This is a genomic window from Streptococcus mitis (assembly GCF_002096895.1).
GTDB lineage: Bacteria > Bacillota > Bacilli > Lactobacillales > Streptococcaceae > Streptococcus > Streptococcus mitis_AH.
Genome location: NZ_NCVI01000020.1, coordinates 114,832 through 135,448, shown reverse-complemented (window position 1 = coordinate 135,448; position 20,617 = coordinate 114,832). Strand labels below are relative to the sequence as shown.

Sequence of the window (20,617 nt, the reverse complement as noted above, 5' to 3'; positions counted from 1 at the left end):
TAACTCAAGTTAGCTCCCATAGTTCGGGGAACTATGGGAGGCTGTAGATGAATCAAAGCCAAGCTTTGAACTCATTCGTAAGAAGCCGACGACGTATCATTTTGATTTTTGAAGAGTTTTAGAAATACTACGATTTTTACCTTCAAGATACACCATTAAAATAGAAATGTCTGCTGGGTTTACTCCCGAAATACGGCTGGCTTGTCCGATGGTTTCTGGATTGATGAGTTTGAACTTCTGACGGGCTTCGGTTGCGATAGAATCAATGTCATCCCAATCAATATTGGCTGGAATGCGTTTTTCTTCCATGCGTTTCATCTTATCAACCTGGTCCATGGCTTTGGAAATGTAGCCTTCATACTTGATTTCTGTTTCAATCAATTCGATAATCTTGTCATCCAAGTCCTCTGCAGCTGGTCCGATAAAAGCCACCACATCTTGATAAGAAACTTCTGGGCGGCGAAGGAATTCCTTGGCTGTCACTGCATCGGTCAACGGCTTGAAGCCCATCTCCTCAACCTTGGCATTGGTTTCCTTGACTGGCTTGAGTTTGATGCTGTCTAGGCGTTTCATCTCATTTTCAAATTGATTTTTCTTAATTTCAAAACGAGCCCAGCGTTCATCGTCAACAAGCCCAATCTCACGTCCCATCTCAGTCAAACGCATATCAGCATTGTCATGGCGAAGAATGAGACGGTATTCGGCACGACTAGTCAAAAGGCGATAAGGTTCAATCGTTCCCTTGGTCACCAAGTCGTCAATCATGACCCCAATATATCCGTCACTGCGCTTCAAAATCAACTCAGGTTTGCCTTGGATTTTCAGAGCCGCATTGATCCCAGCGATAATCCCTTGGCCAGCAGCTTCTTCGTAACCTGACGTTCCATTGGTCTGACCAGCAGTGAAAAGACCTGAGATTTTCTTGGTTTCCAGAGTCGCACGCAACTGATGAGGCAAGACCATATCATACTCAATGGCATAACCTGTTCGCATCATCTCTGCATTTTCCAAACCTTTGATGGAATGAACCAAGTCACGCTGGACATCCTCAGGAAGACTGGTTGAAAGTCCTTGAACATAGACTTCCTCAGTATTGCGCCCTTCTGGCTCAAGGAAGAGTTGGTGGCGCTCCTTGTCCGCAAAGCGCACAATCTTGTCCTCAATCGACGGACAGTAACGAGGCCCCACTCCCTTGACCACACCTGTAAACATAGGCGCACGGTGGAGGTTGTTTTGGATAATCTCATGACTGGTACCGTTGGTATAGGTCAACCAGCATGGCACTTGGTCTTTGACATAATCCTCATCTCGTGAAGTGTATGAGAAATGATTAGGCGCTTCGTCTCCTGGCTGAATCTCGGTCACATCGTAGTTGATAGAAGAAGCCTTGACACGTGGAGGGGTTCCTGTCTTGAAACGACCAATTTCGAGGCCCAGTTCCTTGAGATTGTCAGCAAGATTAATAGAAGCTAGGCTGTGGTTAGGACCTGATGAATACTTAAGGTCTCCAATGATAATTTCCCCACGGAGGGCCGTCCCTGTCGTCACGATAACAGCCTTGGCAGCATACTCTTGATGGGTAGCTGTACGAACACCGACAACCTTGCCATCTTCCACCAAAATCTCATCAATCATGGTTTGACGAAGGGTCAGATTCTCTTGATTTTCAACCGTCTTGCGCATCTCCTTAGAGTAAAGCTCCTTGTCAGCCTGCGCACGGAGGGCACGGACAGCTGGCCCCTTCCCTGTGTTGAGCATCTTCATCTGGATGTAAGTCTTGTCAATGGTTTTGGCCATCTCGCCACCGAGGGCATCAACTTCACGCACAACAATCCCTTTGGCAGAACCACCGATAGAGGGATTGCAAGGCATGAAAGCCAGCATTTCAATGTTGATAGTCGCAAGCAAAACCTTACAACCCATACGGCTAGCAGCTAAGGAAGCCTCGACCCCAGCGTGTCCCGCACCAATTACAATAATATCGTATTCTTCTGTAAAATTATATGTCATTTCTTAACCTTTCAAAAATTTCTCGTAAATAAGGAACTAACTTCTCCTCCTCTAGAGCTTGAGCCATAGTAACCCATTTAAAGTGCGTATGCTCTTCAGGATCTAATCTGATAATTGGCTTCTCCCCAACCCACTCTGCTTTATAAACTAATCGAGTAAAGACAGTATCCTTAGAAGTATCCAGTTGACTATCTTCGTGAAGAAGTTTGAGCGAACTGCTATCTAGCCTAACTCCCGCTTCTTCAATACATTCTCTAAGAGCTCCATCTCGCGGAAGTTCACCCTTTTCAACCCCGCCACCAGGAATATCCCAGTAAGTTGGATAAACATTGGGTTGTCCTCTTTTAATTTCCGAACGCTGAATGAGCAAATAATCATCTCCACTATGAACAAGTACATGGGCAATAAGCTTAACCATCCTTTTCTCTCCTATTCCTCAAAATGAATGTGTCTTAGTTGGCCGTCCCAATCTGGCAGGGCTGTTTTCAAAAAGGCTGGAACTAGATTGATACCCTTAAGTTTGTCTAAGTCAATCCACTCACAAGGCTGCGTTTTTTCGTCTTCCTGCATGGTCAATGGGGCATCCTCAAGCAAGTCCACCAGATAATGAAACTCGATGTTGTGCCAATAGACACCATCTTCTTCAAAACGATTTTCAACAACAAAAGCTAGTTGCCCAGCTTGAACTTTGACACCCAGTTCTTCCCTCACTTCACGAACTACCGCGTCCTCCGTTCTTTCATTGACTTGAATCGCACCGCCAATAGTGTAATACTTGCCCTTATCTTTGGTGACTAGGAGCTTGCGATTTTGGACAATCAAGGCTGTCGCCCGAACTCCAAAAACTGTATTTCCTGTTTTTGTCCGAAAGTCTTGTTGAATCATTCTTGTCCTTTCCTCTAAACGACACAAAAACAGTCAAAACTCCAAAGAAGTGCAGGACAAAAAAGCCTGCAACATCCATGAGCTTTGACCATCATTTCTATTGCTTTTATTATTGTAGCAAATTGAGAAAATTTGTCAATCTAAATGTACTGACAAACTTGTCCATCCCGATAGGCATTGTCAATCAAACCACCACCTAGACACTCTTCGCCATCGTAAAAGACAACTGCCTGTCCTGGTGTGATGGCACGCTGAGGTTCCTCAAAAATGACCTCTGCCTTGTCTCCTTTGACATGGACGGTCACCTTAGAATCAGGCTGACGATAGCGGAATTTAGCCGTACATTCGAGCGTAAACTCCTCTGGCATCTCACGAGTAAAGTGGACTTGGCTAGCCTCTAGGCTGGTTGACATAAGCGAATCATGGTAGAAACCTTGGCCGACATAGAGGATATTCTTGCTTAGATCTTTTCCGACAACGAACCAAGGTGCATTGTCACCGCCGTGTTGCCCACCGATACCCAGCCCGCCACGCTGACCAATCGTATAATACATAAGACCTGCATGCTCGCCCATATCGCGACCATCCACAGTCATCATGCGGCCTGGCTGAGCTGGCAGGTAGTTACTGAGAAAATTTTTAAAGTTCTTTTCTCCGATAAAGCAAATCCCTGTCGAGTCTTTCTTCTTAGCAGTCGCAAGTCCTGCTTCTTCTGCGAGTCTGCGAACTTCAGGCTTTTCCAAATATCCCAAGGGGAACATAGTTTTTTGCAGTTGTTCTTGCGAAAGTTGGCTGAGGAAATAGGTCTGGTCCTTGCCATTGTCCACGCCACGAAGCATGTGAACAATGCCATCCTCATCACGCGCCACTCGGGCATAATGCCCAGTCGCTACATAGTCTGCCCCCAAGGTCATGGCATAGTCCAAAAAGGCCTTGAACTTGATTTCCTTGTTACACATAACATCTGGATTTGGCGTGCGTCCTGCACGGTATTCCGCTAGGAAATACTCGAAAACGCGGTCCCAGTACTCTTTTTCAAAATTGACAGAGTAGTAGGGAATGCCAATCTGGTCTGCCACCGCAGCCACATCCTTGTAATCTTCGGTCGCCGTACAGACGCCGTTTTCATCTGTGTCATCCCAGTTCTTCATGAAGATACCGATCACATCGTAGCCCTGCTCCTTGAGCAAAAGAGCCGTCACCGACGAATCAACACCACCACTCATCCCCACGACAACACGTGTTTTAGAGTTATCACTCATGGTAAGTCTCCCATCTATTCGTTTATTTATACCCCTCAAAATTCTATTTATTATGACTTTCAATAGAATTTATTTGAGTATAGTCTTTTCGTTTGCTTTTAGTAGTAAAATGGTCTGGGGGACCATTTTAGCCTATCATCTTAAAATGAAAATATGATAGGCAACGAGTCGCAAGCATAACTTGAGTTCGCTCAATCAGTCTGGGAGACTGATTGAGGTTATAAATCAGACAAGCTCAGCTTGCATCTCATTTCGAGTTAACGACGTAATAAAAGATAAACGAAATGACTAGTTCACGATTGAAGGTCGTGTGTGCTTCACGATTGAAGGTCGCTTGAGCAGTATTCATTATAACATGCTTGGTTGGAGAAGACAAGAAAGAGGCTGATAATCTGACATTCTATTTGATAGAAACAGAAATATAATTACAAAAAGGGCAATGAACAGTTAAATCTCGATTCTACTTATAAACTTATTTATAAAATAAGCTAAAAATGATATACTGTAATGAGGAGGAAGTCGTACATGATCCCTTTAAGATACTACCATCCATGTACGTAGTACGATTGTGAAAAACTACAAAGATATTCTAACATCAAAAAATACTATTTTTACTATCATTATTGTTGTAGGGCTTGGACTTTTAATAGGTTTAGTCATTCATCAAGAACATATCCAAGCAGAGAGAGGGAACATCGCTCTCAGCAAACAACATAAGAATGGACACGATGTCGAACAAGTAAAAAATGCTATTAAAAACTTCAATATTGATTCTGAAACGATTATAGAGGATTGGAAAAAAATTCAAGAATTAAAGCCTACCACTGACGAAGGCAAAAAGACATTAACAGATTTTCTTACTTCTACGGCCGATAAAATCACTAATCATTATACTGAAAAAGCTTTAAAATTGGATATAAAGGAATCCGATAGCCAGTTTGAAGATAAACAAGCACTTGAAACAGCCATCACTTCCTTACAAAAAATACTAGAAATTATTAAAAGTGTCAACTCCACAAGCGAACAAGCTACTATTGATGAAAAAATAAAACCCATTCAAGAACTGATTTCAAAATTCCAAAAGCAAGCTGAAGTCTTGACCAAAAAAGAAGAAGAAGAACAAAAGTCTAATAAAAAAGAAACAGAAACGACTAGTAACGTTGAGGGAAGAGAAAGCTATTCTTCAGAAGGAGGTAGCTACACTCCAAACTATACTGAGTCAAATAGGAACAGATATAATTCACAAGCACCTGCAAGCGAGCAATATTCATCTGATAGTGCTAGAAGTGGGGGAAACACTGCTGTCAATACACGAGATCAAGTTACTGATACTGCAGGAGCCCAAGGAGATACGAATACCAATAATAATAGTAATAATGCTGAAGTTCCCGATGCTAACAGTAATAATCGCACTAATTCAGCTGGAGAAACTCCAGAATCTCGTCAGCCGTAAGCAATCTGTTATTACTACTATTTAAAAATTGTCTTTTGTCAAATAAAAGCACACAAAAAGAGCCATCAAAGGCTCTTTTTCTATTTCTTAATACCAGCCGTTGTTAAGCCAGAAGTTTTTAGTAGCTGACCATGAACCGTAACGTCCTGCAACGTAAGCATCTGCTACACGTTCTTGGTTTTCAGCTGAGTAGTCACCGTTCAAGTATGAATCTGTCAATTGGTAACGTCCAATGTATTGGCCGTTTGTAGCTGTATAGCTACCACCTGATTCTTTTTGTGCAATCCATTCTTTAGCTTCTGCTTCAGATCCACTTACAGTTGCAGCTGGTGCTGAAGTTTCTGCTGCAGCAACAGTTTCTTCTGCTACAGGAGCGCTTGCAGCTGGTGCTGCTTCTTCTACTACTTCTGTAGTTTCTGCTACTGGAGCTGAAACAGTTTCATCTTGAGCTGCTGGTGCCGCATAAGTAGCTGGCGCTGGTGTTGCAGCAGGCGCTACAGGGCCATCGATAACCAACTCTTGACCAACATAAATCAAATGAACGTTGTCGATGTGGTTGTTTTCTGCCAATTTCTCAACAGTTGTGTTGTGAGTTTCAGCGATTTCTGAAAGTGTATCACCTTCTTTAACAGTGTAAGTTGATGATTCTTGAGCAGATACAAATGATGGAGCAAATACTGCAAACAAGGCAGCTACTCCTGCAAGAGTTGTTTTAATCTTTTTAGTTGTTGATTTCATATTTGAAAATTCTCCTTCTTTCTATAGTTCTATCATACCCTTTAAATATTACCGTTTCTTGACACTTTTATGTAGAAATATTACAAAATTATTTTTTATTTCCCTAAATAAGCTATTTTTTGTTACAAAAGATGCTTTTTTATGCTATTTGTAGTGTAAAAAGGTTTTCATCCACAATTAAAGCCAAGACCTTCATTCTTTGATATAATAGAGATAAGAATTTTTATAAGGGGAAACTGATGAAATCACTTCGTTTTCAATCTGTCTTTGATATCATCGGACCAGTTATGATTGGCCCATCTAGTAGCCATACAGCTGGTGCTGTTCGTATTGGGAAGATTGTCTCTTCCATTTTTGATGATACTCCGACAGAAGTCGAATTCCAACTATTTAACTCATTTGCCAAGACCTATCGTGGTCACGGAACAGACCTAGCCCTTGTTGCAGGTATTTTGGGCATGGATACAGATGATCCTGAAATCCCAAACAGCCTGGAAATTGCCCACAAGCGTGGCATCAAGATTGTCTGGACCATTCAGAAAGACAGCAATGCCCCTCACCCAAACACCACTAAAATTACCGTTAAAAATGCTCATAAGACCATTAGCGTGACTGGTATTTCTATCGGGGGAGGAAATATTCAGGTAACCGAACTCAATGGCTTTGCCGTCTCTCTCAATATGAATACACCGACTATCATCATTGTTCATCAAGATATTCCAGGTATGATTGCCCTCGTAACAGAGGCCCTTTCCCGCTATGATATCAATATCGCCCAGATGAATGTTACTCGTGAAAAAGCTGGTGAAAAAGCTATTATGATTATCGAAGTTGACAGTCGCAACTGTGATGAGGCTATCGAAGAAATTCGAAAAATCCCTCATCTCCACAATGTCAATTTCTTTAAATAGGAGGAAGCATGTTTTATTCTATCAAAGAATTGGTCGAGCAGGCAGAACTGGACTTTCAAGGAAATGTCGCAGAACTCATGATTACAACAGAGTTTGAATTGACTGGTCGCGAACGTGAAGAAGTCTTCCTTCTCATGGAACGCAATCTAGAAGTCATGAAAGCCTCTGTCCAACTTGGCCTCAATGAAAATAAATCTCGTAGTGGCCTGACAGGTGGAGATGCTGCCAAATTGGATCACTACATCAAAAACGGAAAAACTCTGTCAGATTACACGATTCTCTCTGCTGCCCGAAATGCCATTGCAGTCAATGAACACAATGCCAAAATGGGCTTGGTTTGTGCCACTCCGACCGCAGGAAGTGCTGGCTGTCTGCCTTCCGTTCTAACAGCTGCTATTGAAAAATTAGACCTCAGCCACGAGCAACAGCTGGATTTCCTCTTTGCTGCCGGTGCCTTTGGACTAGTCATCGCAAACAATGCCTCTATCTCAGGTGCTGAAGGTGGCTGTCAGGCCGAGGTTGGTTCGGCCTCTGCTATGAGTGCTGCAGCCTTGACTCTAGCTGCCGGTGGAACACCTTATCAGGCCAGTCAAGCCATTGCCTTTGTCATTAAAAATATGCTAGGCCTCATCTGTGACCCTGTTGCCGGCTTGGTCGAAGTTCCCTGTGTCAAACGCAATGCCATGGGAGCTAGCTTTGCCTTCATCGCAGCAGACATGGCCCTGGCAGGTATCGAATCTAAAATCCCTGTGGATGAAGTTATCGATGCCATGTACCAAGTAGGAGCAAGCATGCCAACTGCCTTTCGTGAAACAGCTGAAGGTGGACTCGCTGCCACCCCTACTGGTCGTCGCCTCCAAAAAGAAATTTTCGGAGAATAAGCTTATCAAATAGGAGAAACCATGACCTCTATCTCAGCTATCTTTTTCGATCTGGACGGAACCCTCGTTGATAGTTCTATCGGGATTCACAATGCCTTTACCCATACCTTTAAGGAGCTGGGGGTACCTAGCCCTGATGCCAAAACGATTCGTGGTTTTATGGGACCGCCTCTTGAAAGTAGTTTTGCGACCTGCCTTCCCAAAGAACAAATTTCTGAAGCCGTGCAGATATACCGTTCGTACTATAAGGAGAAAGGCATCCATGAAGCTCAGCTCTTCCCTCATATTGTAGGCTTGCTTGAGAAGTTATCGAGCAATTACCCTCTTTATATCACCACTACAAAGAATACTCCAACCGCTCAAGACATGACTAAAAACTTGGGAATCTATCATTTCTTTGATGGCATTTATGGTTCCAGCCCCGAAGCACCCCATAAGGCAGATGTCATACGCCAAGCCTTGCAGACACATCAACTAGCACCGGAACAAGCCATCATCATCGGAGATACCAAGTTTGATATGCTTGGAGCTCAAGAAACAGGCATTCAGAAATTGGCCGTCACTTGGGGATTTGGAGAGCAAGCAGATCTACTAAACTATCAGCCTGATTATATCGCCCACAAACCCATAGAAGTTTTGAGGTATTTTCAATAACATATACATACGACAAGGCGACGTTAACGTGGTTTGAAAAGATTTTCGAAGAGTATAAGTCTCTACATAACAAAACGCATATTACCAAGGTTCTTCAGACCTGATAATATGCGTTTTTCTTTTTTATTCAACGTGGGTTGTTTGATTGGCAAAGGCGATAATAGCTTGCTTCAACTCATCTCCACTGAGAGTGCGGAACTCTTCAATCTTTTGATCGATGGCTTCTAAAGGCATAACATTGACCTTACCAACGAAAATCTTATCCATAACTTGGTTATCAACAAGTTCGGTTGATACCAAGAGTTCTTCGTAAAGTTTTTCACCTGGGCGGATTCCAACTTCAACGATTGGAATTTCACTTTCGGTGTGTCCACTTAGAAGGACCATTTTCTTGGCCAAGTCATAAATCTTGACTGGTTTGCCCATATCAAGGATAAAGACTTCCCCATCCTTGGCATAAGCACCAGCATGGATAACCAAACGGCTAGCTTCTGGAATAGTCATAAAGTAACGGGTCATGCGGAAGTCTGTCACCGTTACAGGACCGCCTTCAGCAATCTGACGTTCAAAGACAGGAATCACACTACCTCGACTACCAAGAACATTCCCAAAACGAACCGCACAGTAAGTCGATTGGCTACGTTGGTTAAAGCCAGTGACAATCAACTCAGCCACTCGCTTGGTTGCTCCCATAACATTTGGTGGATTAACCGCCTTATCTGTCGAAATCATAACCATCTTAGGTACTTTAGCTTCATCAACAGCCTTAGCAACATTGTAAGTTCCACGAATATTGTTTTTGAAGGCTTCTTTTGGATTGCGCTCCATCATAGGAACGTGCTTGTGGGCTGCCGCATGATAAACAATAGCTGGCTTGTACTGCTCAAAGACTTGCAACAAACGGTCATAGTCTTGAATATCGGCAATAACTGGTACATAATCAATCCCTTGGAACTTGCGAATCAATTCATGATAAACAAGGTAGATTGAATTTTCCCCATGACCGAGCAAGACGATGCGTTCAGGATTGAAACGACTAACTTGGCGACAGATTTCAGAACCGATTGAGCCACCAGCACCTGTGACTAAGATTGTCTTACCTGTCAGTTCTGCGCCCAGACGCGATTCGTCAAGACGAATTTCCTGACGTCCCAAAAGGTCTGTAATATCAATTTTTTGGAAGCCAGTACCTGCTTGGTGAAGTCCTTGAACAACCGTTTCAACCTTAGGCATCTTGTAACACTTGACACCCAGCTTATTACACATCTGCAAGATACGTTCATATTCTGACGGGTCAAGCGACGGAATCGCAACGATAACACGCTCGATTTGATGGCGTTTTGCTAATTCAGGCAGATCATCATATGAACCCAAAACAGGGATTCCACCAAGTTTTTGGCCCTTTTTCTTAGAATCCTTGTCCAAAATACCGACAAGTTCTAATTCACTAGTTGGATGTTGGTAACTATCCATAAAGAGGGCTCCACCATCACCGGCACCAATCAAGAAGGTCCGACGGTGTTCTCCATCACCACTTCCCTTTTTGCGTTTAGAGTAGATTAACTGCCAAGTAATCCGTGGCAATAAAATCAAGAAAGTACTCAACAAGATAAAGAGAATGATGAAACGGATTGAAAAAAGTGGCAAGAAGGCATAGCAGATACTATATGACAAGATACTGCTAGCAGTCACACCAAAAAAGATTTTCATGAAATCCGTAATCTTGCTGTAACGACTAATACTAGCGTTCAGCCCCCAAAATCCAATCATCAATTGATAGAACAGGAAGGCCAAACTCGTATAGATAATGTAGTCAACAGGTGCTGGATTAATCAAGCCATAGAATAAGATATAAGATACAATAATGGAAACCACCATACTCAAAATATCAAATATTCCCCAGAAAACCTGTTTTTGTTGTTTATTTAAAATTTCCACCAGATCAATCACATAATCTGTGAGTTTTTTGTTCATAGAAATTTACTCCTCCTTAAAAGAGCTGGATGATTATACTCAATGAAAATCAAAGAGCAAACTAGGAAACTAGCCGCAGGCTGTACTTGAGTACGGCAAGGCGACGTTGACGCGGTTTGAAGAGATTTTCGAAGAGTATTATATTGTTATTATAACACTTTTTCTCTAGTTTACGATTTGTTACAATCTTTTAATTGCTTTTTCGTAACAGTTTCATAAAAATAAACTGTCTGACAAATCCTGGACAAAGAGCAACAACCATCTGAATGGCAACACTCTTGGCGTACTCCAGGTAAGAAATTTGCCCTCTCTTCAGCATGCGCTGACGAGCTTGACGATAGAGTTTGAGGTAACGCAGTCCCCCACGACGCTCAAACATTCCTGCTCCAACACGAACCTTACACAAGATTTGATCCAGATTTCCAGTCTTGGCTCCTGCGGCAATCATGTTGAGCCAGAGGAGGTCATCCTCCATATAAAGGCCATCCTCATAGTTGCCTGCCTTGAGAACCATGTCCTTCTTGAACATGACAGTCATGTGGTTAAAGGCACTTCTCATCCTTTGATAAGCTACAATATCTGCATGCTGGGTTGGAACACGACGGTAAGAAACGATCTCATCAGGATTGTCAATAAACTCTGCAATATGTCCACCTAATAGGTCGAGCTTGTCCTTCTCCATTAGCTGAACCTGTTTCTCAAAACGATCCGGAACAGCTATATCATCCGTATCCATACGGGCAATAATATCATACTGACACTGTAAAACACCGTATCGAAGAGCCAGACCCAAACCTTGATTATGCTCAAGAGGATAGCGTTTCACTGGAATATCAGACCCAGCTTCCAGCTGGTCTAATACCTGATAGAGCTCAGGTGTCAAAGGCCCATCCTCAACCAGAACCAATTCGCTCGGTTTCAGGGTCTGATTTTGAACACTCTCAATAGCATCCTTTAAAAATGTCGGATTTTCCTTGATATAGACCGACATCAATACGCTGATTTTTTGCTTTTCAGACACAGTTTTTCTCCAATGTATAGATTTCCTTCCACTATTTTATCATAATTTTCAAGACTTTCCCATTTTTATCTTGAAAGCCCAAAACCTTACTTGACATTATAGGGGAAAAGCCTTAAAATAAGCTGTTATTAAAATCAGCTAGAAGAGGTATTATATGAAAAAGCAATCACTCTTTTTTGTTCCAGGTATTATCCTGATTGGTGTTTCCTTGCGGACTCCTTTTACTGTTTTACCCATTATTTTGGGAGATATTTCGCAAGGACTGGGAGTAGAAGTTAGTTCGCTTGGTGTCTTGACCAGCCTTCCTCTCCTCATGTTTACCCTCTTCTCGCTCTTTTCTACCCGACTGGCTCAGAAAATCGGCTTGGAGCATCTCTTCACCTACAGCCTTTTCTTCTTGACTATCGGTTCTCTCATTCGACTAATCAATCTGCCCCTGCTCTATCTAGGAACCTTGATGGTTGGGGCAAGTATCGCAGTCATCAATGTTCTGCTTCCTAGTCTTATCCAAGCCAATCAACCAAAGAAAATTGGTTTTCTGACCACCTTATATGTAACGTCTATGGGGATTGCGACGGCTCTGGCCTCCTATCTAGCCGTGCCTATTACACAAGCCAGTTCTTGGAAAGGGCTTATCATCCTCCTCACCCTGCTCTGCCTAGCAACTTTTTTGGTCTGGCTCCCAAATCACCGCTATAATCACAGACTGGCTCCACAAACCAAACAAAAAAGAAAAACAAAGGTCATGCATAATAAACAGGTCTGGGCAGTGATTGTCTTTGCCGGTTTTCAATCCTTACTCTTTTACACCGCTATGACTTGGCTACCTACCATGGCTATCCACGCAGGCCTATCCAGTCACGAAGCTGGCTTGCTGACATCTATCTTCTCTCTGATTAGCATTCCTTTTTCAATGACCATCCCAAGCCTAACAACCAGCTTATCTACTCGCAACCGTCAGCTCATGCTCACTTTGGTCTCACTAGCTGGTGTAGTCGGCATTTCCATGCTCTTTTTCCCAATCGGTAATTTCTTTTACTGGCTTGCCATCCATCTCCTCATCGGAACCGCAACCAGCGCTCTCTTCCCTTATCTCATGGTCAACTTTTCACTCAAGACAAGCGCTCCTGAAAAGACAGCCCAATTGTCCGGCCTATCTCAAACAGGAGGCTATATCCTAGCAGCCTTTGGACCAACCCTCTTTGGTTACAGTTTTGACCTTTTCCACTCTTGGGTACCAGCTGTAGCTGCCCTCTTACTCGTCGATATCCTGATGACTGTGGCCCTCTTTACAGTGGACAGAGTTGATAAAATCCTTTAATTTTGCTAAAATACTTCTCAGGTATAAATAATGCAAAGCCAGACTCTGTCTGGCTTTTTTGAGGTATTGATAAAAATTTATAGTCTAAGATGTCTTAATTCTAGATTAACAGGTTATTTTGTGATAGAATATAATTGCGTATGATTAGATTTTTGACTTGTGTGTTCGCAAGTATTAACAACAATGTTATAGGAATGTTTGGCTTCACCTGGTGTTATTAGCTTCAGGATACATTAGGATTTCTATTGACAATCTTGTTCGCGTAAGAGTTATCATACGCTTTTTTTATGAGGAAAAATGATGACCAAATTTAATCAACTACAGACAAAAGATGATTTTGCTAAACTACTTGGCTTGAAAAGTGCTAAATACATCAATTATTTATTGTACAATATAAAAACTGATAATTTATATACTACCCTCACTATTCCTAAAAAGAATGGTGGAGAAAGAGTTATACACGCTCCTAAAAAAGAGTTAAAATTTCTTCAGAAAAAATTAGCTGATATTTTATGGGAGTGCTACCTTGAAAGCTTGGAATCTAAATCTAAGGACAAAAATTTTAAAATTCCAGTACTATCTCATGCATTCGAAAAGGGGAAAAGTATTATTACCAACTCTCAAATGCATCGAAACAAGAAATATATTCTTAATATTGATTTGAAGGACTTTTTTGATTCTTTTAATTTTGGACGAGTAAGAGGCTTCTTTATAAAAGATCGAGATTTTGCTGTTTCACCAGAAATTGCTACTGTAATTGCACAAATTGCATGTTATCAAGGTAAGTTACCACAAGGAGCCCCATCTTCTCCAATCATTACAAATTTAATCACTAGAATTCTAGACTATCGAATTGTCAAAATTGCAAAAAAATATCGTTTTACATATTCCAGATATGCCGATGATATGACTTTTTCGACTAATCGTGAATTAAACTCCAACAAATTAAGAGCGAGTAAGGAGTTAGAAAACTTTTTAACTGAATTAGAAGAGGTGATTGTCTCATCTGGTTTTGAAATTAATCCTAAAAAAACACGATTGAGCAACAACATGCAACGTCAAGAAGTCACTGGATTAGTTGTAAACAAAAAAATAACTGTAAAAAGAGAATACGTCAAAAATACTCGTGCAATGGCCTTTCAATTATACAAAGATGGAGCTTTTGAAATAGATAAAAAGCCTGGAACTCTCAATCAGCTAACAGGGCGATTTGCTTTTATTTTTCAAATTGAACAATATAACAGCTATTTACTATATAAAAAATCCTTGGTACATAATAATCTGGATTCACAAAAATATTTATTAGGAAGAAATTCATCAAAAAAATCTGAATCAAAGTATTATTTAAAACATATTTTTTATAATCAAGATTTACAAAAAGAATTATTCAACAATACAAGGAATGATACCAATAGTTTAGTTAAAGAATTCTACAGTATTAATAAAGAACAAAAGAAATTATACATGTCTCTATTTAATTCTAGGGAAAAAGAGTATAAAAAATTTTTGTTTTATAAATATTTTTTCGGAAATGATAAACCTATAATTGTTACAGAGGGAAAAACCGATCCACGGTATATTAAAGCAGCTTTAAAAAATCTTTATGAAAATTATCCCGAACTTATTGAAAAAGATGGTGACGATTTTATATTTAAAATTGAATTTCTAAATCGTAGTAATACTGTGGAATACCTATTTAATATCCCAGAAGGTGGAGAAGGTCTCAAGTATTGGTATAATTATTTCTCTAATAAAGAGAAATTTCAAATGGACTCAAAAGAGAAACTGCTATACCCTAATTACATTGAATATTTTCAAAAGCTTACTACAAGAAAACCTCAACACCCAACAATATTCTTATTTGATAATGAACCAAATAATGGAAAAAAGGATGTTAAATCTCCCTTATTTTTGTTTGCGAATCATGCAAAAGACCTTAAGGACCCTCAGAATGAAGAATCGAAAATTTCAGATGATTTAGAAAAAATTAGAAGAGAAAAATCATGTCTTATTAATAAAAAGGGGAGTTTATATATAATGGCAACTCCTTTAATGGATAATATGCATTACGGCAATTCATCTGATATTGAAGACTTATTATTAGCTAGAAATTCGACACCTACTTTAAAAGGAAAAAAATTTCATAAAGACGGGGGGGCTTATAATTACGGAAAAGAAATTCTTTCAAAGCATGTTCTAAAAAATTATAAAAAATTCGATTTTACTGAGTTTATTCCTTTGCTAGACGGCATAAGAGATAACATCCTAGATTATAAATCATTATTCTAGCTTATCTTTTAAATATAGAATTTTGCTGAATAGCTGATAAAATCCTCTAAACTTCTAGTTTTTACTAGGAGTTTTTTATATATAAAAATTTTACACATTTCTCTTGACAGGGCTTTCTTTTAGATGTACAATGTATGTGTAGAAAAATTATATATAAAAATCTTACACATTAGAAAAGGAGGTTCCCCATGTACTTTCCAACATCCTCTGCCTTGATTGAATTTCTCATCTTGGCTGTACTGGAGCAGGATGATTCTTATGGTTATGAGATTAGCCAAACCATTAAGCTGATCGCTAATATCAAAGAATCTACACTCTATCCCATTCTCAAAAAATTGGAGGGCAATAGCTTTCTGACAACCTATTCTAGAGAGTTCCAAGGTCGCATGCGCAAATACTACTCCTTGACAAATGGTGGTATAGAACAGCTCGTGACCCTAAAAGATGAATGGGCACTCTATACAGACACCATCAATGGCATCATAGAAGGGAGTATCCGCCATGACAAGAACTGAATACCTGACTCAGCTAGAACTTTATCTCAAAAAACTACCTGAAGCTGACCAAATTGAAGCCATGGACTATTTCAGGGAACTCTTTGACGATGCTGGAGTCGAGGGAGAGGAAGAACTCATCACTAGCTTAGGAACTCCTAAGGAAGCAGCCCACGAAGTTCTCTCCAATCTTCTCGATAAAAAAATCAATGAGGCACCCGCTCAAAAGAATAACCGACAAATTTTGCATATCGCCTTGTTAGCTCTCCTTGCAGCACCCATCGGTATTCCTCTGGGAATCGCCATCCTCGTGTCCCTGTTCGCAATCCTTGTGGCAGCCTTGACTGTCATCTTGGCTTTCTTTGCGGTTTCCATACTTGGTATCGTCGGCGGATTCCTATTTTTAGTTGAAAGTTTTACTGTCCTAGCCCAAGCTAAATCAGCCTTTATCTTGATTTTCGGTTCTGGTTTACTAGCTATCGGTGCTTCTTCGCTGGTTTTATTAGGTATTTCCTATGTATCTCGCTTCTTCGGCCTACTCATTGTTCGCCTGGTGCAATTTGTTCTTAAAAAAGGAAAGAGAGGTGACCAGCATGCGTAAATTGACAAAAGGATTTCTCATTTTTGGTGTGGTGACTACCGTTATCGGCTTTGTCCTGCTCTTTGTAGGCATCCAATCTGACGGAATTAAGAGCCTACTGGCCATGTCCAAAGAACCTGTCTATGATAGCCGTACGGAAGAGCTAACCTTTGGCAAGGAAGTCGAAAACCTAGAAATTACTCTCCACCAACACGCGCTGACCATCACAGACTCTTTCGATGATCAAATCCACATTTCTTATCATCCATCTATTTCTGCTAACCATGATCTTGTCACAAATCAAAACGACAAAACTCTAAGCCTCACTGATAAGAAACTGTCTGAAACTCCATTTCTCTCTTCTGGAATTGGCGGGATTCTCCATATCGCAAGTAGCTACTCTAGTCGTTTTGATGAAGTTATTCTCCAATTGCCAAAAGGAAGAAGCCTAAAAGGAATCAACATCTCAGCCAATCGCAGACAAACCACCATCATAAATGCTAGCCTTGAAAATGCGACCCTCAATACAAACAGCTATCTCCTCCGAATTGAAGGAAGTCGTATCAAAAACAGTAAACTCACAACCCCTAATATCGTCAATATCTTTGATACAGACCTTACAGATAGTCAGCTAGAGTCAACAAAGAATCACTTCCACGCTGAGAATATCCAAGTTCACGGCAAGGTAGAATTAACTTCTAAAGACCATCTCTCAATCACTCTGACGCAAAAAGAAAGCCAACGAATTAACTGGGACATCTCAAGTAACTATGGTTCTATCTTCCAATTCACAAGAGAAAAGCCTGAATCAAGAGGCACGGAATTAAGCAACCCTTACAAAACTGAAAAAACCGATGTCAAGGATCAACTCATTGCTAGAGCTGATAATGATATTGAGCTAATATCCATACCAAACAGACGTTGATAAAAGCGCTTACATTTGCTACTATGGAAGCATATTTATCTAACTAAAAAGGAGGTTCTACCATGAAACAAGAATGGTTTGAAAGTAATGATTTTGTAAAAACAACAAGCAAGAACAAACCTGAAGAGCAAGCTCAAGAGGTTGCAGACAAGGCTGAAGAAACGATAGCCGATCTCGATACACCAATTGAAAAAAATACTCAAGTAGAGGAGGACGTCTCTCAAGCTGAAGCCGAACTAGAAAGCCAGCAAGAAGAGAAAATCGAAGCTCCTGAAGACAGTGAAGCGAGAACAGAAATAGAAGAAAAGAAAACATCCAATTCTACTGAAGAAGAGCCAGACCTTTCTAAAGAAACAGAAAAAGTCACTATAGCTGAAGAGAGTCAAGAAGCACTTCCTCAGCAAAAACCAACCACGAAAGAGCCCCTTCTTCTCAGTCAATCCTTAGAAAGTCCCTATATCCCCGACCAAGCTCCAAAATCTACGGATAGATGGAAAGAGCAAGCGCTTGATTTTTGGTCTTGGCTAGTGGAAGCAATCAAATCTCCTACAAGCAGTCTTGAAACAAGTAGCACACACAGTTACACAGCCTTTCTTTTGCTCATTCTGTTTTCTGCATCTTCCTTTTTCTTTAGTATCTACCACATCAAACATGCTTACTATGGACATATAGCAACTATAAACAGCCACTTCCCTGAACAATTTGCTTCATTAAATCTCTTTTCGATTATCTCTATCCTAGTAGCAACAACACTCTTCTTCTTTTCATTCCTCTTGGGTAGTTTCGTCGTGAGACGATTTATCCACCAGGAAAAGGACTGGACGCTAGAAAAGATTCTCCAACAATATAGTCAACTCTTGGCCATTCCAATCTTCCTCACTGCCATTGCTAGTTTCTTTGCCTTCTTTGATAGCCTACGATTTACAGCTCTCTTGTGTGTGATTAGCATTGGAATCATTCTGCTTGCTAGTCTCCATATCATTACAAGACCAAGTCAATCAAGTGAAACCGACTCCTTCTATCAGTTATTCTTATCTGTCCTTGTAAACGGAGTGATTATCCTCCTCTTCTTTGTAGCTGAAGTGGCATTGATTGGAGATTATCTTCGTATCTTGGCCTTTCTTTAAACTTCAATCCTGTCATCCATGGCAGGATTTTTTATATATCAAAAAGCAAGTCAATTGACCTGCTTCTGCTTTACTCTTCTTGTGCTAATGTTTTAAAATCTTTTTCTAAGATGGGTTGTACTTCTAATTGATTGGCATCTAGTTGGTGGTAAAGTTCTGACGGTAGTACCTCAAGGAATTTTGCATAGTCCAAGCGGGCAATGGCTTCATAGTCTTCTGGTTTAGAGCCATCTCCTGTGATTTGAACCAAGTCAATCTCCCACTGCACTTCCTTATCCACCAATTGCTCCATATAGGCTGCAGGAACAAATGGTTCTCTCGGTAAAACAGTCTTGACTCCTTGAGCCAGATGATAAACACCGTGCACTTGGCCTTCTCCATCCTGATAGAAGGAAACTCTTGCAAAGTAGGCGTCTGTCTCTTGAACCGCACGCACACGCGCTTCAAACTGAGCCAAGCCGTCTTCCTCTAAAAAGCTTTTCAAATCCTCATGACTAAAGAAAACAGGATTAAAAATTCCTTGGCAAATCGTAAAACGAGCCGCAGTGTCTGCAATATGAGCTTGAATACTTGCTTGGAAATAAGCTTCAAAATCAAAACCATCTAGTCCTTCAATCTCAGTTCCTGTATAAGCAAGCAGAGCATCTAAAAATGCTTTGATAATCTGCCAGTCTGTCTTCGTTAGTAGGTCAGGAAGATCGACACGGTAAGCCTTTTGACCATCAGCATAACTGACCTTAAAAAGAAATTGTGATTGCCCCACTATCGCACACTCGATATACTCAAGACGGTTAAGAGGCTGACGGAGATAGACAGCATCATAGCTATGTGACTCCAAATCATCTACCAAGGCCAAGATCGACTTGGCAGTCAAAATTTCCTGTTCTCCTAAAATGCTCTGTTTATTTGGAATAAAAAATGTTTTCGTCATAACTGGACTCCTTTGAAATCGTTTACATATAGTATACCCTATTTTCCTGAAAGATACAGAAACAAACTTTAGATTTTTTAGTAAAAAGCATAGAAAAACAGCCCCTAAGGACTGTTTAATTTTATACAGTAGCTGCTTGATCCAAGCTTTCACCGATAGCGGCTAGGCGCTCGACAACTTCAGCTTGTGTCAATTCATTTTCTGAAACATAGCGGTTACGTGGGTGAACACGGCACTCGTGTGAACATCCACGAAGGTATTTGTCTTCATTTTCTTCTGATGTCAAGATACGACGGTTACAGAATGGATTTCCACAGTTGACATAACGTTCACATGGTGTTCCATCAAACCAGTCTTTCCCTACGATGGTTGGGTTGACATGGTTAACATCTACGGCAATACGCTCGTCAAAGACGTACATTTTCCCATCCCAAAGCTCACCTTGGACTTCTGGGTCTTTACCGTAGGTTGCGATTCCTCCGTGCAATTGGCCGACATCTTTGTAGCCTTCACGGACCATCCAGCCTGAGAATTTCTCACAGCGAACGCCACCTGTACAGTAAACCACGACGCGCTTGTCCATGAATTTTTCCTTGTTATCACGAACCCATTGTGGCAACTCACGGAAGTTGCGGATATCTGGGCGGATAGCCCCACGGAAGTGTCCTAGGTCGTACTCATAATCGTTACGTGTGTCGAGGACAACTGTATCTTCGTCAAGAAGGGCTTCTTTGAACTCTTTTGGAGACAAGTAAGCACCTGTTGTTTCAAGTGGGTTGATGTCGTTGTCAAAGTCGTTGTCTTCCAAACCAAGGTGGACAATCTCTTTCTTGTAGCGAACAAACATCTTCTTAAAGGCTTGTTCTCTTTCCTCGTCAATCTTGAACCAGAGGTCTTCCATACCTGGGAGGCTGTGAACGTAGTCCATGTATTTTTGAGTTGTTTCATAGTCACCTGAAACTGTTCCGTTAATTCCCTCGTCAGCGACTAGGATACGGCCTTTAAGTCCGATTGATTTACAGAAAGCCAAGTGGTCTGCAGCAAATTGCTCTGCATTTTCAATTGGAGTGTAAAGGTAGTAAAGTAAGACACGAATATCTTTTGCCATAAGATTTGTTCTCTTTTCTATTCTTAAATTTTCAGAATTTTTCATCTATCTAT

The 20,617-nt window shown here is 40.8% G+C and carries 19 protein-coding genes; 10 read left to right on the top strand and 9 right to left on the bottom strand.

Going from position 1 to position 20,617, the window contains the following annotated elements:
- Positions 1-96: 96 nt before the first annotated feature.
- From mnmG to mnmA, 4 genes are all read right to left on the bottom strand, one after another.
- Positions 97-2,010, bottom strand: coding sequence for a tRNA uridine-5-carboxymethylaminomethyl(34) synthesis enzyme MnmG (gene mnmG / locus B7697_RS05270; protein ID WP_049491213.1), 1,914 nt, complete (start codon positions 2,008-2,010; stop codon positions 97-99).
- Entirely contained in the window at positions 2,000-2,428 is a 429-nt protein-coding gene (locus B7697_RS05265; RefSeq protein ID WP_084950697.1) for an NUDIX hydrolase, read from the bottom strand. The genes mnmG and B7697_RS05265 overlap by 11 nt, the downstream gene beginning before the upstream one ends.
- Positions 2,429-2,439: 11 nt before the next feature.
- The gene (locus tag B7697_RS05260) at positions 2,440-2,895 is read right to left on the bottom strand and encodes an NUDIX hydrolase (RefSeq protein WP_192851477.1); all 456 of its coding nucleotides are present in this window, start codon (positions 2,893-2,895) and stop codon (positions 2,440-2,442) included.
- Positions 2,896-3,035: 140 nt separating this feature from the next.
- Complete coding sequence (mnmA, locus tag B7697_RS05255) at positions 3,036-4,157, bottom strand: tRNA 2-thiouridine(34) synthase MnmA (RefSeq protein ID WP_084950693.1); 1,122 nt, start codon at positions 4,155-4,157, stop codon at positions 3,036-3,038.
- Positions 4,158-4,725: 568 nt separating this feature from the next.
- Between mnmA and B7697_RS05250 the strand changes: the two genes are divergently transcribed.
- Positions 4,726-5,610: a hypothetical protein gene (locus B7697_RS05250; RefSeq protein ID WP_084950691.1), complete on the top strand. Its 885-nt coding sequence runs from the start codon at positions 4,726-4,728 to the stop codon at positions 5,608-5,610.
- Positions 5,611-5,697: 87 nt separating this feature from the next.
- On the opposite strand, the gene apf is transcribed toward B7697_RS05250, so the two are convergent.
- On the bottom strand, positions 5,698-6,348 hold the full coding sequence (apf, locus tag B7697_RS05245) for an aggregation-promoting factor (protein WP_084950689.1): 651 nt from the start codon (positions 6,346-6,348) through the stop codon (positions 5,698-5,700).
- Positions 6,349-6,587: 239 nt separating this feature from the next.
- Between apf and sdaAB the strand changes: the two genes are divergently transcribed.
- Genes sdaAB through B7697_RS05230 form a run of 3 tightly spaced genes read left to right on the top strand, consistent with a single transcriptional unit; the run spans position 6,588 to position 8,794 of the window.
- Positions 6,588-7,259 (top strand): L-serine ammonia-lyase, iron-sulfur-dependent subunit beta, encoded by a 672-nt coding sequence (sdaAB, locus tag B7697_RS05240; protein WP_000838909.1) that lies wholly within the window; start codon positions 6,588-6,590, stop codon positions 7,257-7,259.
- An 8-nt stretch (positions 7,260-7,267) separates the two neighbouring features.
- The gene (sdaAA, locus tag B7697_RS05235; RefSeq protein ID WP_000500050.1) at positions 7,268-8,140 is read left to right on the top strand and encodes an L-serine ammonia-lyase, iron-sulfur-dependent, subunit alpha; all 873 of its coding nucleotides are present in this window, start codon (positions 7,268-7,270) and stop codon (positions 8,138-8,140) included.
- Positions 8,141-8,161: 21 nt separating this feature from the next.
- Entirely contained in the window at positions 8,162-8,794 is a 633-nt protein-coding gene (locus B7697_RS05230; protein WP_000200820.1) for an HAD family hydrolase, read from the top strand.
- Positions 8,795-8,917: 123 nt separating this feature from the next.
- On the opposite strand, the gene B7697_RS05220 is transcribed toward B7697_RS05230, so the two are convergent.
- Complete coding sequence (locus B7697_RS05220; protein ID WP_001035713.1) at positions 8,918-10,768, bottom strand: polysaccharide biosynthesis protein; 1,851 nt, start codon at positions 10,766-10,768, stop codon at positions 8,918-8,920.
- A 190-nt stretch (positions 10,769-10,958) separates the two neighbouring features.
- The gene (locus B7697_RS05215) at positions 10,959-11,789 is read right to left on the bottom strand and encodes a glycosyltransferase (RefSeq protein ID WP_084950687.1); all 831 of its coding nucleotides are present in this window, start codon (positions 11,787-11,789) and stop codon (positions 10,959-10,961) included.
- Positions 11,790-11,943: 154 nt separating this feature from the next.
- Between B7697_RS05215 and B7697_RS05210 the strand changes: the two genes are divergently transcribed.
- The 6 genes from B7697_RS05210 to B7697_RS05185 all read left to right on the top strand — a co-directional run bounded on the left by B7697_RS05210 (position 11,944) and on the right by B7697_RS05185 (position 18,525).
- Positions 11,944-13,110 (top strand): CynX/NimT family MFS transporter, encoded by a 1,167-nt coding sequence (locus tag B7697_RS05210; protein WP_084950686.1) that lies wholly within the window; start codon positions 11,944-11,946, stop codon positions 13,108-13,110.
- A 300-nt stretch (positions 13,111-13,410) separates the two neighbouring features.
- Positions 13,411-15,399, top strand: a complete 1,989-nt coding sequence (locus tag B7697_RS05205; RefSeq protein WP_084950684.1) for a retron Ec67 family RNA-directed DNA polymerase/endonuclease — start codon at positions 13,411-13,413, stop codon at positions 15,397-15,399.
- Between the two features lie 188 nt (positions 15,400-15,587).
- On the top strand, positions 15,588-15,914 hold the full coding sequence (locus B7697_RS05200) for a PadR family transcriptional regulator (protein WP_000273858.1): 327 nt from the start codon (positions 15,588-15,590) through the stop codon (positions 15,912-15,914).
- Positions 15,901-16,494 carry a DUF1700 domain-containing protein gene (locus B7697_RS05195; RefSeq protein ID WP_084950682.1) on the top strand — a complete coding sequence of 198 codons (594 nt, stop codon included), beginning with the start codon at positions 15,901-15,903 and terminating at the stop codon, positions 16,492-16,494. Before B7697_RS05200 ends, B7697_RS05195 begins: the two co-directional genes overlap by 14 nt.
- Entirely contained in the window at positions 16,487-17,398 is a 912-nt protein-coding gene (locus B7697_RS05190) for a DUF4097 domain-containing protein (protein ID WP_084950681.1), read from the top strand. The genes B7697_RS05195 and B7697_RS05190 overlap by 8 nt, the downstream gene beginning before the upstream one ends.
- A 62-nt stretch (positions 17,399-17,460) precedes the next feature.
- Positions 17,461-18,525, top strand: coding sequence for a DUF6574 domain-containing protein (locus B7697_RS05185; RefSeq protein WP_084950679.1), 1,065 nt, complete (start codon positions 17,461-17,463; stop codon positions 18,523-18,525).
- A 70-nt stretch (positions 18,526-18,595) separates the two neighbouring features.
- Here B7697_RS05185 and B7697_RS05180 read toward each other — a convergent pair whose 3' ends face one another.
- Both B7697_RS05180 and trhO read right to left on the bottom strand, forming a co-directional pair.
- Positions 18,596-19,456, bottom strand: a complete 861-nt coding sequence (locus tag B7697_RS05180; protein ID WP_084950677.1) for a DUF4299 family protein — start codon at positions 19,454-19,456, stop codon at positions 18,596-18,598.
- 121 nt (positions 19,457-19,577) lie between these two features.
- The gene (gene trhO, locus B7697_RS05175) at positions 19,578-20,564 is read right to left on the bottom strand and encodes an oxygen-dependent tRNA uridine(34) hydroxylase TrhO (protein ID WP_084950675.1); all 987 of its coding nucleotides are present in this window, start codon (positions 20,562-20,564) and stop codon (positions 19,578-19,580) included.
- Between the last annotated feature and the right edge of the window lie 53 nt (positions 20,565-20,617).

Coding starts and splice junctions, on each gene's coding strand:
- mnmG (WP_049491213.1), bottom strand. CDS start 2,010: ATGACATATAATTTTACAGAAGAATACGATATTATTGTAATTGGTGCG.
- B7697_RS05265 (WP_084950697.1), bottom strand. CDS start 2,428: ATGGTTAAGCTTATTGCCCATGTACTTGTTCATAGTGGAGATGATTAT.
- B7697_RS05260 (WP_192851477.1), bottom strand. CDS start 2,895: ATGATTCAACAAGACTTTCGGACAAAAACAGGAAATACAGTTTTTGGA.
- mnmA (WP_084950693.1), bottom strand. CDS start 4,157: ATGAGTGATAACTCTAAAACACGTGTTGTCGTGGGGATGAGTGGTGGT.
- apf (WP_084950689.1), bottom strand. CDS start 6,348: ATGAAATCAACAACTAAAAAGATTAAAACAACTCTTGCAGGAGTAGCT.
- sdaAB (WP_000838909.1), top strand. CDS start 6,588: ATGAAATCACTTCGTTTTCAATCTGTCTTTGATATCATCGGACCAGTT.
- sdaAA (WP_000500050.1), top strand. CDS start 7,268: ATGTTTTATTCTATCAAAGAATTGGTCGAGCAGGCAGAACTGGACTTT.
- B7697_RS05230 (WP_000200820.1), top strand. CDS start 8,162: ATGACCTCTATCTCAGCTATCTTTTTCGATCTGGACGGAACCCTCGTT.
- B7697_RS05220 (WP_001035713.1), bottom strand. CDS start 10,768: ATGAACAAAAAACTCACAGATTATGTGATTGATCTGGTGGAAATTTTA.
- B7697_RS05210 (WP_084950686.1), top strand. CDS start 11,944: ATGAAAAAGCAATCACTCTTTTTTGTTCCAGGTATTATCCTGATTGGT.
- B7697_RS05205 (WP_084950684.1), top strand. CDS start 13,411: ATGACCAAATTTAATCAACTACAGACAAAAGATGATTTTGCTAAACTA.
- B7697_RS05200 (WP_000273858.1), top strand. CDS start 15,588: ATGTACTTTCCAACATCCTCTGCCTTGATTGAATTTCTCATCTTGGCT.
- B7697_RS05195 (WP_084950682.1), top strand. CDS start 15,901: ATGACAAGAACTGAATACCTGACTCAGCTAGAACTTTATCTCAAAAAA.
- B7697_RS05190 (WP_084950681.1), top strand. CDS start 16,487: ATGCGTAAATTGACAAAAGGATTTCTCATTTTTGGTGTGGTGACTACC.
- B7697_RS05185 (WP_084950679.1), top strand. CDS start 17,461: ATGAAACAAGAATGGTTTGAAAGTAATGATTTTGTAAAAACAACAAGC.
- B7697_RS05180 (WP_084950677.1), bottom strand. CDS start 19,456: ATGACGAAAACATTTTTTATTCCAAATAAACAGAGCATTTTAGGAGAA.
- trhO (WP_084950675.1), bottom strand. CDS start 20,564: ATGGCAAAAGATATTCGTGTCTTACTTTACTACCTTTACACTCCAATT.